This is a genomic window from Lujinxingia vulgaris (genome assembly GCF_007997005.1).
In the GTDB taxonomy this organism is placed as follows: Bacteria; Myxococcota_A; Bradymonadia; order Bradymonadales; family Bradymonadaceae; genus Lujinxingia.
In genome coordinates, this window is sequence record NZ_VOSL01000022.1 from 1 (window position 1) to 14,440 (window position 14,440).

A 14,440-nucleotide genomic window follows, 5' to 3' on the forward strand; every position below is an offset into this window, starting at 1 on the left:
TTCGACACCTCCGCATGCACCATCGACCCCGTCTGCGGCGACGACACCGTCAACCAGGGCTCCGAGTCCTGCGACGGCGCTGACCTGGGTGGTGAAACCTGCGTCTCGCAAGGCTTTGACGGCGGAACCCTCGGCTGCAACACCTCCTGCGGCTTCGACACCTCCGCCTGCACCACTGACCCCGTCTGCGGCGACGACACCGTCAACCAGGGCTCCGAGTCCTGCGACGGCACTGACCTGGGTGGCGAATCCTGCACCTCTCTCGGCTTCGCCCCGGGCACCCTGGGTTGCGCCACCACCTGCGACTTCGACACCTCGGCCTGCGGCCCGCTCTGCACCGACTCCGACAATGGCGAACCCAACGACACCTTCGCCGAGGCCACCGTGTTGACGCCGGGCGTGGGCTACGACGCCGCGATTTGCTCCGGCGACATCGATCACTTCACCATCGAAGCGGCGGTCGGTTGCTCCATCGACGCCGACCTCATCATCACCGGCTCGACCTTCTCGTCCAGCCAGGACATCGACCTCGAGCTGAGCACCCAGAACGTACGCCTCGACAAGAGCACCGCTGCCATCAACAACCCCGAGGCGGTCACGGGCGCGGCGCCTACCAGCCGCTACGTCCTCAGCGTGGAGCCTTTCAACATGGCCACCACCGCCTACACCCTCACCGCCAACGCCATCAGCTGCCCGGCCGCCCCGAGCTGCCCCACCGACGACATCTTTGAGCCCAACGGCGACCACCTGGCAAGCTATGCGCTCGAAGGCCCTCTGGCCTACCTCGACGCCGCCCTCTGCGTGGCCGAAACCGAAGACTGGTACGAGATCTACGTCCAGGAAGGCTGCACGCTCGACGCTGAAATCTCCTTCATCAACGCCGATGGTGATCTCGACCTTTACCTCTACGCCCCTAACTCACTGCCCGATAACTCAAACTACCTGGACCGCGGCTACACAACCGGGGACGTGGAAGTCGTCAACCATGTCGCCACCCGCTCCGGTGCCTACTTGCTTCGCGTCGACGGATTCTTAAGTAACACCAACACCTACGGCTTCCGCGCCGAAGTCAGCTGCCCGGCCAACCTGGAGCTGAGCTGCCCGGCCGATGACCTCTTCGCCCCCAACCACGAGGTCGCCACCGCCCTTCCCATCGCCGCCGACGACTCCGTCGATGGCATCCTCTGCGGCACGCGCAACCTCACCAGCGTCTCCTCCCACTCCGACTTCTACGAAGTCGTGGTCCCCGAGACCGGTGACCTCACCGTCACCCTGGTCTCCCATTACCCCCTGGGTGACCTCAACGTCGCGCTTCTCGGCGGAACAGGCACCCGCCTGCGCTCGACCTCCTCGCTGCAAACCTACAGCGAAAGTTTCACCCAGTTCACGCTGTTCCCGGGCACCTACACGCTGGAGGTCTTCGGCAACAGCAGCTCCGACCTGGGCAAATACAACCTGCGCACAAGCTTCAGCGCCACGCCCTGATCCACCGCCAAAGTCAACACATCTGAACGTTCCGACCTGAAAGAGGCCGCGCACCCGCGCGGCCTTTTTTGGGTTCGCGCCAGGGCGCTGCGGCACGCACTCCCCCGTCAAAAAAAGCACCTCGATCAACGCTCTTCGCGCCGCCAACGCGTCCGTCTCCCGGTCAGTCAAAGGCCGCAGAAACTCTCACCCTTGTCCGTCTCTCGGTCGGGCCAAAGCCCGGAAAACCTCGCCCAAACGACAAGAAGCCCCCCGAAGGGAGCTTCCTTAAAGGCTGATGCGTATCACGCAGACGCGCATCGGCACGACACGATTTCAATGATCAGACCGGCCACTCCTGATGCTCCCAGGCCTGCTGCCAGAACATCCACTCGTAACGCACGCTGGTCACAAAAGCCTGCACCGCCCGCTCCCGCGCCGGCTCATCAGCCGCATCCGCAAATCGCTGAAGACGGCCCAGAATCTCGTTCATGTACTCGTTAAAGCCGGGGTCCGAGTACATCCGCAGCCAGTTCGCGTAGGGATGATCATCCTCAATGGTCCCCAGCCGCTCCAGCAGATGCTGCCCCAGCGCGATGTACAGCCAGGGGCAGGGCGTCAGCGCTCCAACCGCCTCCACCAGCGTGCCCCGGGTGGCCATCGAGATCATATGATCCTGGTAGGCGCGGTTGTTCGGCGTCAGCTCAATCGCCGCAATATCCTCCGGCCCATACCCCAGCTTCTCCCCGTAGCCCGCGTGCAGCTCGCCCTCGACCACAAGCGCCATGCGCGCCGCGTCCACAAACCACAGCTTATCCACAGGCGCCACACAACGCGTCGAGATCAAACTCGCAGCATCGGCAAAGGCCTCCAGATAACGGGCGTCCTGCATCTGGTAAAACTTGAACTTCTCCGCGTCCAGCGTCCCCTCGGCCAACGCCAACACAAAGGGATGCTCAAACGACGCTCCCCACTGGCCGCGCGCGGCCTCCAGGCAACGCTTCGCAAAGGGCGGGACATCAAAGGCAGGTGTGCTCATAGCTTCTCCTCCAACAAAAAAGTGAGTGAAGAGCCAGGCACGCGGCGCCCCGCCATCATGTCGATGGACATCGTTTTTTTCATGTACAGCCTCCCTACGCCGGTACGAACCGGATCAGGTCATGAGGGTATTTCTCAGCCTCCTCCACAACGGAACAGGCACCCCTGGCTCGGTGATGCGCCCACCATAAACCCTCCCACCACAAACGCAAGCCCCCCGACCGAGAGACCGGCAACCTCCCGCAACCACGCGCCCGCCTGACCCTCTTCACCCCTGCCGACGCCCACTCCTTGCCCCGACCGAGAGACCGGCAACCTCCGCCAATCGTGCGCTCCAACGCCCACTCTCCCCCCTGCAACACACCGCCTCCCCCCGACCCGACATCCCCCGATATTCGCCGCCCTCCTGCCCCCGATACACTCCCCACCTCCACCTCTCTGAATCGCCCGACAGCACGCCCCCGGGGCTCACGGTCGCGCCCCTCCCCCCGACAATTTCACATGTTTTGTCCCGACCGAGAGACCGACAACCTCCCGCAACCATGCGCCTGATCGCCCCATCACCACCCCCTCTCTCCTCCTTTCGACACCCCCATTCTCCCCCTCCCACGCAAAGTCGCTCCGCACCACTCGATAACAACCTCAGGCAGCACACATCACGCTTACGACGCGGTGAGCACACGTTGTTGTCGAAGGTTGCGACGTTGAGAGCGACGCGGGCAAGGCACAAAACGCAGGCGGTACGTCAAGCTCAGCGCACTCTCAACGCAGCAGACGCAGCATCAACGGTCGCCCACAGCGTACTACCTGGAGACTCCCATATGACGCGTCCTCGTCGACATATCGAAGGTCAGGTCGTTGCGATCACTCGCCGCTGTTTCGACCGAAACCACTTCATGCGCCCTGACACCACGATGCACGACATCGCCGAGTACGTCTTCGGCCGCTCCACGCAGAAAAACAACGTGGAGATTCACGCCGCGATGGTCATGTCCAACCATCTTCACATCATCCTGACCGACCTCAAAGGCCGCCGCAGCCACTTCATGCGCGACGCGATGAGCGGCATCGCCCGCGCGCGAAACAAAGACCTCGAGCGCAGCGACCACTTCTGGGACGGACGCCAGTACTGCGACACCATCCTCCTCGATCGCGACGCCGAGGAGCGCAAACTTCTCTACACATGGCTCAACCCCGTGGTCGCCGACCTTGTGGAGCGCGCCGACCAATGGCCGGGCTTCAAAATCATGCCCAAAGATTGGGGCCAAACCATCCGAGTCCCCAAACCCGACGTCTTCTTCGGTCGCCGCTCTCCCGAATACGTCGAATTCACCCCACAGCCCCCGCCGGGCTACGGCCACATGAGCCTGGAGGAAGTCCGAGCCCACTTTGAAGGCCTGCTCAAGCAAGCCGAAGACGCCCTCATCGCCGCCCGCGCTCGCGAGAAGCGACGAGTAAAATGCCTCAATGACCTGGTCAACCTGGACCCCTTTAGCCGCCCCGACTCGCCATCGCCAACCGGCACCCTCAGCCCCCGCTTCGCCACCAAAAACCCCCAAACCATGGTCGCCGCGATCGCCCGAGAGCGCGCCTTCCGCAGCGAGTACGCCCGCCAGCGCGAACGCTGGCTCAACGGCCATAAACGCGTCGTCTTCCCCTGCGGCACCCTCTGGCTTCGCCACAACGCCCCCGTCACCTGTCAAGCCCACGACCCGACCGAGGCCGGGCTGGCCTGCACAATGTAACCAGGCTGCATACCCACAACCTGAACGCGACGCCCCCGGCAGAGAACCGCTTAATACCCAACAATGACGCGGAGATGCCCATCTCTGTCCGCCCCATCGCACCGCAGGAACGCCACTCGCTGAATTCAACCGGGCAACGTGCCACACACGCTTCATTTTGACCTTTTTCGCGACGCACGCCCGCCATCTCGCCCCCTTCAGCGACCTGCCACCCGAATGTCCCCTACGGCGCTCTCCAAACTGCCCCTTCCCCCCAAAAAACTCCCCCTCACCTACGCGATCACCCCCAAAATTCGCCCCACTCGCCCTTCTCTCGGTCGGTCTTATATCGGTCTCTCGGTCGGTCGAAAAGCGCGGAAAACAGGGGCGATACGACCCTCCTCCCCCTACTCTCCACCACCTCCGTGCCTACCCTCCCCCCACAACCGCTGACTCCTCCCCGGGGACCCAAGCCCATGGAAGATCTCCTCGCTGCACGCAGCCAGATGGCGATGTCGCTGGCCTTTCACATCATCTTCGCCGTCGTCGGCATGGCCATGCCCCTGCTCATGATCATCGCCGAGGCCCGCTGGCTCCGCACAGGCGACCCCGTCTTTCGCGAGCTCGCAAAACGCTGGGCCCGCGGCACCGCCATCATCTTCGCCGTCGGCGCCGTCAGCGGCACCGTCCTCTCCTTTGAACTCGGCCTGCTCTGGCCCACATTCATGGAACACGCCGGCCCCCTCGTCGGTATGCCCTTCTCCCTGGAAGGCTTCGCCTTCTTTCTCGAAGCCATCTTCCTGGGCATCTACCTCTACGGCTGGGAGCGCGTCAGCCCCCGCGCCCACTGGCTCGCAGGCCTGATGGTCCTCTTAAGTGGCACCGCCTCGGGCATCTTCGTGGTCACCGCCAACGCCTGGATGAACGCCCCCACCGGCTTCGACTTCATCGACGGCCAGTTCGTAAACATTCGCCCCTGGGAAGCCATGTTCAACCCGATGTGGTTCACCCAATGCGCCCACATGGTCATCGCCGCGTTTCAGTCCGTCGCCTTCGCCGTCGCCGGCATCCACGCCGCCATGCTCCTGCGCGATCACCGCAACACCTTCCACCGCCACGCCATCGCCATCGCCCTCCCCATCGCCGCCATCACCGCCCTGGCACAACCCCTGATGGGCGACCTCCTCGCCAAAGCCACCGCCGAGAATCAACCCGTCAAACTCGCCGCGATGGAAGGCCACTTCGACACCGAGACCCGCGCCCCGCTGCGCATCTTCGGCCTCCCCGACGAAGAGACAGGCCAAACCCCCTACGCCATCGAAATCCCCGGCGCCCTGAGCTTTCTGGCCTACGGCGACTTCGACGCCGAAGTGCGCGGCCTCAATGACTTCCCCCGCGACGAATGGCCCCCCGTCGCCATCGTGCACATCGCCTTCCAGATCATGGTCGCGCTCGGAATGTGGATGCTCGCCATCAGCCTGCTTGGCGTCGTTTTAAGCTGGCGAAAACGCCGCCTCTTCACCGCCCGCTGGTACCTCTGGCTCCTCGTCCTCACCGCCCCGATGGGCATCATCGCCATCGAAGCCGGCTGGGTCGTCACCGAAGTCGGCCGCCAACCCTGGGTCATCCAGGGCTACATGCGCACCGCCGACGCCGTCACCCCCATGACCAACCTCGTCGTCCCCTTCACCGTCTTCTCCATCCTCTACGTCATCCTCTCCATCATCGTCGTCTACCTGCTCTGGCGCCACGTCTTCCAGAGCCCCGACACAGCCACCCTCCAGGCCCTTAAAGACGCCGCTCCGCCTGCCTCCGAGGCCCCTCCAACCGATGCCTCCGACACCCCCCTCGCCGACTCCGACTAAGGTGCCACCATGCTCGAACTCCCCATGATCGTGGCCGCCATCATCGTCCTCGCGCTCATCGTCTACCTCCTCACCGGCGGAGCCGATTTCGGCGGCGGCATCTGGTACCTCTTCGCCTCCGGTGAACGCAAAGATGACCAGCGACGCGCCCTCACCGAGGCCATCGCCCCCATCTGGGAGGCCAACCACGTCTGGCTCATCCTCGTGGTGGTGCTCCTCTTCGTCTGCTTTCCTCCGGCCTTCTCCGCCATCATGACCGCCCTGCACATCCCCCTGACGCTGATGCTCCTGGGCATCGTCCTGCGCGGCTCGGCCTTCGCCTTCCAATCCTACGCCGCCGGCGCCCACCGCCTGGAACGACGCTCTGCCCGCGTCTTCGCCATCGCCAGCATCATCACCCCCGTACTCCTGGGCATCTGCGCCGGCGCCATCGCCTCCGGCAACATCCGACGCCTGCCGTCCGGCGTCATCGACACCAACTTCATCTCCGAGTGGCTCCAACCCTTTCCCTTCGCCATCGGCGCCCTCACGCTCGCGCTCTGCGCCTTCCTGGCCGCCGTCTACATGACCGTTGAGGCCCACGGCGACGCCCTCAAAGACGACTTCCGCCGCCGCGCCCTCTACAGCGCGCTGGCCACCGGCGCCTGCGCCTTCGCCGCCATCCTGCTCGCGATGCGCGACGCCCCCCTCATCTGGACCGGCCTCACCGCCGCCCGCTGGTCCATCCCCTTCCAACTCCTCACCGCCCTGGCAGCCCTCGCCTCCATCGCCGCCCTCTGGACGCGCCGCTTTCACCTCGCCCGCGCAGCCGCCGCCACCCAGGTCGCCCTCATCCTCCTGGGCTGGGCGCTCGCGCAGTTCCCCTACCTCGTCTACCCCGACATCCGCATCGCCGACGCCGCCGCCGAGACCGCCGTCCTACGCCCCGTCCTCATCGCCCTGGCCCTCGGAAGCCTCCTCCTCCTCCCCGCCTTCGCCTACCTCTACAAAATCTTCAAACCTCGCCACACCTCCCCCCTCGAGAGCCCCTCACCCGATGAGACACCCTAACCGCTCGCACCACCGGCAAACCCCACACCACCACTCAACTTCGTCCATCTCTCGGTCGGCCTCTCAACCGCATAATCACTATATTTTGTCCGTCTCTCGGTCGGCCACTCAAGCGCATAATCACTGCACCTCGCCCATCTCTCGGTCGGTCACATCACAGCGTCCTGCGACGCGAAGACAACCGTCTCACACCCGCATAAACACTCAACCTCGTCCATCTCTCGGTCGGCCCCCGCGACTGCCTTGTCACAACACCGTCCCCCCCTCATGACGGAGGCATCGGCGTGTTCCACCGCAAGCTCGGCGCGACCTCGCCCTCCTGAAACTCCTCCACGGTGTGTTTCGCCCCCTCCTTGATGTTCGCTCGCCCCGCCTCCATCACCCGGCGAGCATTCTTAGTGAGAAGCTCCGGCGACTTCTCCTTACGCACGCCTCCCGCTCGCTCCACGCCGGCACCGTGCCGATACACCAGTTCCCCACCCAACCAGGCGGTATAAAAGAGACCCACCAACCCTCCCAGCCCGCTGAGCAGATACCCCGCGCTCGGCGCCTTCATCTTCCCCCGCCACCCGGCCATCATCACCGCTGCCGCCGTCAGCCCGAGGTTGAGGTTGCGATGCGTCGTCAGCTTCGCACGTGCCTCATCCCCCTCCAGGTCAACGGCCTCCTGAGCCACAAGCCCCGATAGACTCGAGACCACCGCGCCTGCGGCCGCTAGCCACATCGAACGCCGCCCCAACTCACAGAGACCGCGCCGACCACTGAACCTCCCCAGCACGTCGGCCCCCACCGCCACCGGCATCAGCGCCAGAGGCATATGAACCAGCATCGGATGCAACACATGAAGTCGAGTCGTCATAAGAGCTCCCTTCAAAGGTGAATGGCAAACCTCACTCGCCACGCGCTTCTCCCTAAAAGGTCGCTGCAGGACCGGGACTGTCGACTCCACGACGCACGCCCAACAACCACGGCATCTCGCGCACCCGGAATCCAAACGCCGCACAATCACTGCCCGATGTCCGTCTCTCGGTCCGACACGATCGTGGCCTCATTCCCGCACAATCACTCAACATTGTCCATCTCTCGGTCGGCACCATCACGCACAATTCCGCATCCTTCTCAGCCTCCCGATCCGACGCAACTCGTCCTCACGCAGCCACGACACCAAGCCCCCCACCCGCCCTCTCCTCACAAACCTGTGCCCTTCTCTCGGTCGGCCCAAACCGGCACAAACTCAGCACCTCGTCCGTCTCTCGGTCGGCCCCTTACCCGCATAAACACACAACCTCGCCCGTCTCTCGGTCGGGCCCTCGCCCGGTCGAGCCGTCGCCCCCTGCCCTCGCGTCGCGCCCCTTCGCCCCCAAGTTCTCCCCTCATCGACACCACCCTCATCGACACTACGTTTATAAACCCGGAGCCGTTTTTCACCGACGGCTCCACACAACGCACCGCTCGCCGCACACCGAACCTCGCAAACGCGTTCGTTCTGCAAAATTTGGGGGAGTCTCATGACGATGCCGACGCACACCACACTTGCGCTCGCGCTACTGACCACAATGCTTTTATGCGGTGGCTGCTCGCCATCTCTCGACGCCCCCGACAACCGACGTGCCGAGTCACTTCACGCAACGCCAGCCCCGGTCGACGCCCCCACCGACTCCACAACCTGCCGCGACGCCGGCGTCGACCTCGGCGTCTCCCGATCCGAGCGCTGGGTCGCCTGCCGCCTGGACTTAGGCCGGCTCAACGCTGGCGCACATACCTTCACACAACCCTCGGACTTCCTCGCAAACGGGGAGGTCTGCGCCGAGCTCCTCGACATCGCCCTCGAGCACTACGAGAGCGCCGAAGGCCCGGCACTGACCTGGAGCTCCCTCAACACACGCGCCATCGACGCCCTCTTCATCCAGAGCACCAACGCCGGCAACCTCTACACCTACCGACCCACCGTCGACGCCGACGAAGGCGTCCACGCCCCACTCGATGGCGCCTCCTGGGCCGACATCGAAGCCGTCTCCATCTGCGTCGAGCGCGCCCTGAACGTACAATTCTCCCTCGTCCCGCGCTCCGTCGGCCCCTACGACTGGCACATCGCAAAAACGGCCTCCCCACAACTTCTGGAACTCGACCCCGACGCATCCGGTGAGGTCGACTATGAGGTCACCGTCAGCGCCACCCACATCGGCCCCCGCGAGATCGTCGTCGAAGGCATCGCCTACATCACAAACACCACCGACGCCGCCGCCCACATCGAGAGCGCCACGATCGACGTCGAAGGGCGACTCGGCGCTCTCGATTGTGGCGTGAACTTCCCCTCCCTCTTAAAACCTCAGTCGGGCCTCGAGTGCACCTACAGGGTCAGCGGCCTGGATGAGTCCCTCAACGAAAGCACCATCAACGCCCGGCTCACCGTCGACGTCAGCGACGAGAGCCCAACCCGCGGCGCGAGCGCCGCCCAATCGACCTTCCTCAGCGTGCCTCCCCCCGACACCCTGGACCGTGTCATTGTCCGCGACGGTGACGACATTCGCGCGTCCTGCACCTTCGACGAGCAGCCCTGCATCTTCGAATACACCCGCACCTTCGCATGCCCTTTTGACGAGGGCGTCGACGCACGCGAAGCGCGCATCACAGAGCCCTTACAGACCACCACCGCCCCGGTGGAAGTCCGCTGCGCCGAGACCAACCTCGAAGGCCAACTCCTCGTTCAAACCTTCGCCGAAGCCAGCTTCCGCGGCCCCTACATCTGGAACATCGAAAAACGCGCCGACCCTCAACGTCTGGAACTTGCCCAAAACGCCTCCGGCGACGTCAACTACACCATCGAGGTCTCCCCCCAAGACACAGGTGAGTCGTACCACCTCGCCGAAGGCAGCGTGCGCATACTCAACCTCACAGACCTCGACGCCGACGTGGCGAGCGTTACTGTAAGCGTGGGTGAGCGCGGGGCGCTGGCCGATTGCGACGCGTCGCTTCCCCTCACCATCACCGCCGGCGCAAACCACATCTGCACCTTTATGATCCCCAACATCGACCCCACCGAGACGGCGGCCGAGACCCGCGTCGAGGTCACTCCCACAAGCCCCGTCGGCGGCGTCATCGATCAGGGCACAATCGCCTACGACGATCGCCCCGCAGAACCTCTGGAGACCGTCCAGGTGCGCGCCACCCTCAACGGCTTCGAAGTTCTCGACGAGCCCTGCCACTGGCCGCATCCTTGCATCTTCGAGTACAGCCGCACCTTCTCCTGCCCCTTCGACGAAGGCGCCCATGTCGACTCCGCCTACCTCCCGGCGACCGGCCAGCGCGCCGAGGCCCGCGTCGATGTCATCTGCATGGATGCAGCCCCTCAGGGCGAACTCCGCATCCAGAGCGCACCATTGACCGGATACACACGCACCTACACCTGGAACATCCACGCATCGGCGAGCCCTGAGCTGATTGCGCTTGAACCCGGACAATCTGCGCAGGTCGACTACCACGCTGAGATCACAGGCCAGGACCACATCGACCACAACCACATCGCCCAGGGGCCCGTCTACATCACCAACCCCACCGAGTTTGACGCCCTCATTGAGAGCGTGTCCACGCACGCCGGAAACACCCCCGGCAACGTCGACTGCGGTGTCTCCTTCCCCTACATCGTGCCGGCAGGCCGGGGCCTCGATTGCACCCAGACGATCTCAAACTTAAACGGCGACGAGCCCCGCGCTGAAGTCGAAGTTCACGTCAGCCCCGCTAGCCCCGTGCTCGGCGGCATCTCCCGCTGGAACCTTGACTGGGGCCCACCCACCACCCACCTCTTCCGCGACGTGACCGTGCGCGCCCGGGTCGAAGGCGTTCAGACGGTTCAGCAACTCTGCTCATGGGACTCCGGCTGCACCCTCAACTACAGCGCGACTTTCAACTTCCCCGAAGACCAGGGGCCCCGGGTGAGCACCGTCGAAATTATCGAGGTCGGCTTGGTCGACAGCGTCACAGTCGATGTCCTCTGCCACAGCGACTAACGCCAGTATCAGGCATCCATGACCGGGATACCGCACAATCACTGACTCATGTCCATCTCCCGGTCCGCCCCCAGGCGGCCCCCTCACCCCCATAAACAAAGAACCTCCCCCATCTCTCGGTCGGCCCATCGCGCATCCCCCACGCCTGCGCTACACTTCCCCCCACACCCCGCAACCTCCCGCCCGGCACCGACCATGTCCACACACCTCGACGTCCTCATCATCGGCGCCGGCCTCTCCGGCATCTGCGCCGGCTACTACCTCCAGACCGAGTGCCCCCAGAAGTCCTTCGCCATCCTCGAAGGCCGCGCTTCCCTCGGCGGCACCTGGGACCTCTTCCGCTACCCCGGCGTCCGCTCCGACTCCGACATGCACACCCTCGGCTTCTCCTTTCGACCCTGGCCCAACCCTCAAGCCATCGCCGACGGCCCCTCCATCCTGAGCTACCTCCACGACACCGCCCGAGAGACCGGCCTCGACCGCAAGATCCGCCACAACCACCACGTCGAACACGCACGCTGGTCCTCCGATGACGCCCGCTGGACCGTCACCTCCCGACACCCGGAGACCGGCGCGGAGCACGTCCACACCTGCAACTTCTTATGGTTCTGCACCGGCTATTATCGCTACGAACACGGCCACATGCCCGACTACCCCGGCGCCCAGCGCTTCCGCGGCGAACTGATTCACCCACAACTCTGGACCGACGACATCGACTACGCCGGCAAAAAAGTCGTCGTCATCGGCAGCGGCGCCACCGCCGTCACCCTTGTCCCGTCGATGGCCAGGCGCGCCGCGCACGTCACCATGCTGCAACGCTCCCCGAGCTACGTGATGTCGATGCCCGAAGAAGACGCGCTTTCCCAATCCATGACCCGCATCTTCGGCAAATCCCTCGGTGCCGGCATGACCCGCTGGAAGAACATCCTCCGCCTCATGCTCTTCTACCAATTCGCTCGCCGCATGCCCTCAAAGGCCCGCGCCTTCATCACCAAACAGGTCCGCAACACCATCGGCGATGTCGTCGACGTGGATGCCCACTTCAACCCCACCTATGACCCCTGGGACCAACGCGTCTGCTTCGTCCCCGACAACGACCTCTTCGACGCGCTCCGCGACGGCAGCGCCTCCATCGTCACCGACCACATCGAGACCTTCACCGAGACCGGAATCACACTTCGCTCCGGTCACCACCTCGACGCCGACCTCATCGTCAGCGCCACCGGCCTCGACGTCATGGTCGCCGGCGGCACCACCCTCGAAGTCGACGGCAAGCCCGTCCACCCCGGCCAGGAGACGATGTACAAAGGCGCCATGCTCAGCAACGTGCCCAACGCCGTGATGTCCGTCGGCTACACCAACGCCTCCTGGACCCTCAAATGCGAGCTCATCAGCCAGTGGACCTGCCGCCTCCTCCACCACATGGACCAGCACCACCTCCGCATCGTCACCCCGCGCCTCCCCGAAGACACCACCGCCGACCGCCCCCTCATCGACTTCAACTCCGGCTACATCCAACGCGCCCTCGACGAGCTCCCCAACCAGGGCGAGCGCCTGCCCTGGCGCCTTTATCAAAACTACATTTTGGACAGTGTGTTGTTTCGCTTCGCCCCCATTGCCGATGATGCGCTGATCTTCGAGTGATGCGTCTTACGCAGACCTCGCAAGCTCGCCACTCACTCAGCGCACATCGCGTTTGACCCATATTCTATGCGCCTCACATCACCTTGAGCGTCGCAGATTCAAACTCAATGCAACGACTCCCGGCGATAGAGCGCGAGCACCATCGCCAACGCCTCCCGCACCTCATTCCGCACATCTGAGGAGTAAAACCCCTCAACACCCCTGTACTCCTCCACAATCTCCTGGACGTAGCGAAGCTCGCTTCGGGACGCCTCGTCCCCAAACTCTTCCGCCCGCAACGCCAGGAGGGGCTCGGCGGCCGCCTGCAACGCCTCAAGCATCCCGGTCCGCGTGTCCGCCCAGAAGATGATCTCCACGGCAGCGTGAAGTTTGTTGGATACGTGGGTCATGTCCTGCCTCGATCTCGAACTGTAAAGCGGTTTCGCCAACCGAAAATTACGGCAAACCCGCATGATTGCTGCTCGATGCCCATCTCTCGGTCGGACACTGGCGGGAGTCCTATCCGTCGATTGCATCCCCCCCGGATCCACAAACCGCACCGGATTCCCCCGCACATACGCATATACATTCACCCCATCCACCATCCCCGCCGGGTCCGGCGCTGTCCACCGGCAGAGCCACGGCGAGTAGTAGCGCGCGCCGTGGTAGTAGAGGCCGGATTCTTCGTCGCGCTCCTTTCCCGTAAAACGAAAACGCTTCTTCGCATACGACCCGAACGACGACTCCCCATAAGGCCGATACTCCTCCCGGCTGATAAGCCCGCCCGTCTCACTGACCACCACGCTCGACGAGCCCAGGTGGTCGCCCAGCTCATAGAGCACCGCCGGCTTCTGCGCGTTGAAAATATCCGGCCCCACGCGTCGGCTCGCCACCTTTGATGCATCGTCCATCACGTGCAGCTCGTTGGCCTGCGCCGGCATTGAAGTCCCATCGAGGATCTGATGGTGCTCAAAGATCCCGTCGACAACCACCGTCGCATGCGCCACCCCGCCGCGAATCGAGACTTTTTGTACACGCTGCCCCGCCCCATCATACCCATACGCTCCGTAGCTCGACGCCGGACTCCCCGCCGCCTGCACCCGAAACGCCCGCAACTTCCCGGCGTGGTCCCACTCATAGTGGCGCTCGCTATTTTCCTGCACCAGATTCCCACCCCCATCGTACACATACCCCCGCGACTCGCCGCCAAGCCCCATCGCGACCAGGCGGTTGGAGGCGGCGTCGGTCTGATAGGTCCGCTTCCACTGCGCCACCCCGTTCGCCGCATCGAGCGCGTACTCGTGGGTCTTCTCCACCATCCCGCCGGTTTTGTCATAGCTGTAATGCTCGATGTAAGGCCGCGCCTCCTCCACACTCGACCCACCCGGAACCTGATTCCCCCAGAATATCGGCTCCACCCCCTTACGCTCTCGCCCCGTCGCACGCGTCAACCGGTAGAGCGGGTCATACTCAAAACGCCGCAACAGCGAATCCGCCGAAAAGCTCCCCCACGTCGCTTCCGCAAGATACGCAAAATCCCCGGGCTCGATGCCCAACCCCGTCCCCCGACTCTCAATCGACCGCATCGTCTCAAACAGTTGGTTCCACCGCTATTAAAGTTAACTCCACTCCATCATAATCTTACAAAAGACTTTAACTGAAAGCAACT

Annotated in this window: 9 protein-coding genes and 1 riboswitch; of the genes, 6 read left to right on the forward strand and 3 right to left on the reverse strand. The window is 64.0% G+C overall.

Going from position 1 to position 14,440, the window contains the following annotated elements:
• Positions 1–1,485, forward strand: a 1,485-nt coding sequence (locus tag FRC96_RS04875; RefSeq protein ID WP_230469891.1) for a PPC domain-containing protein, incomplete at its 5' end; no start/stop codon positions are given.
• Between the two features lie 322 nt (positions 1,486–1,807).
• On the opposite strand, the gene tenA is transcribed toward FRC96_RS04875, so the two are convergent.
• Positions 1,808–2,503, reverse strand: a complete 696-nt coding sequence (gene tenA / locus FRC96_RS04880; protein WP_146973336.1) for a thiaminase II — start codon at positions 2,501–2,503, stop codon at positions 1,808–1,810.
• 74 nt (positions 2,504–2,577) lie between these two features.
• Positions 2,578–2,679, reverse strand: a riboswitch (TPP riboswitch).
• Between the two features lie 644 nt (positions 2,680–3,323).
• Between tenA and FRC96_RS04885 the strand changes: the two genes are divergently transcribed.
• The 3 genes from FRC96_RS04885 (at position 3,324) to FRC96_RS04895 (ending at position 7,141) form a co-directional block, all read left to right on the forward strand.
• On the forward strand, positions 3,324–4,247 hold the full coding sequence (locus FRC96_RS04885) for a hypothetical protein (protein WP_146973338.1): 924 nt from the start codon (positions 3,324–3,326) through the stop codon (positions 4,245–4,247).
• A 455-nt stretch (positions 4,248–4,702) separates the two neighbouring features.
• Positions 4,703–6,091 carry a cytochrome ubiquinol oxidase subunit I gene (locus FRC96_RS04890; protein WP_146973340.1) on the forward strand — a complete coding sequence of 463 codons (1,389 nt, stop codon included), beginning with the start codon at positions 4,703–4,705 and terminating at the stop codon, positions 6,089–6,091.
• 9 nt (positions 6,092–6,100) lie between these two features.
• The gene (locus tag FRC96_RS04895; protein WP_230469892.1) at positions 6,101–7,141 is read left to right on the forward strand and encodes a cytochrome d ubiquinol oxidase subunit II; all 1,041 of its coding nucleotides are present in this window, start codon (positions 6,101–6,103) and stop codon (positions 7,139–7,141) included.
• Between the two features lie 265 nt (positions 7,142–7,406).
• Here FRC96_RS04895 and FRC96_RS04900 read toward each other — a convergent pair whose 3' ends face one another.
• Complete coding sequence (locus FRC96_RS04900; RefSeq protein ID WP_146973341.1) at positions 7,407–8,000, reverse strand: DUF2231 domain-containing protein; 594 nt, start codon at positions 7,998–8,000, stop codon at positions 7,407–7,409.
• A 649-nt stretch (positions 8,001–8,649) separates the two neighbouring features.
• Between FRC96_RS04900 and FRC96_RS04905 the strand changes: the two genes are divergently transcribed.
• Both FRC96_RS04905 and FRC96_RS04910 read left to right on the forward strand, forming a co-directional pair.
• Positions 8,650–11,148: a hypothetical protein gene (locus tag FRC96_RS04905; RefSeq protein WP_146973343.1), complete on the forward strand. Its 2,499-nt coding sequence runs from the start codon at positions 8,650–8,652 to the stop codon at positions 11,146–11,148.
• A gap of 195 nt (positions 11,149–11,343) precedes the next feature.
• Complete coding sequence (locus FRC96_RS04910) at positions 11,344–12,792, forward strand: flavin-containing monooxygenase (protein ID WP_146973345.1); 1,449 nt, start codon at positions 11,344–11,346, stop codon at positions 12,790–12,792.
• A 104-nt stretch (positions 12,793–12,896) separates the two neighbouring features.
• On the opposite strand, the gene FRC96_RS04915 is transcribed toward FRC96_RS04910, so the two are convergent.
• Positions 12,897–14,357: an RHS repeat-associated core domain-containing protein gene (locus FRC96_RS04915; protein WP_146973347.1), complete on the reverse strand. Its 1,461-nt coding sequence runs from the start codon at positions 14,355–14,357 to the stop codon at positions 12,897–12,899.
• Positions 14,358–14,440 lie beyond the last annotated feature (83 nt).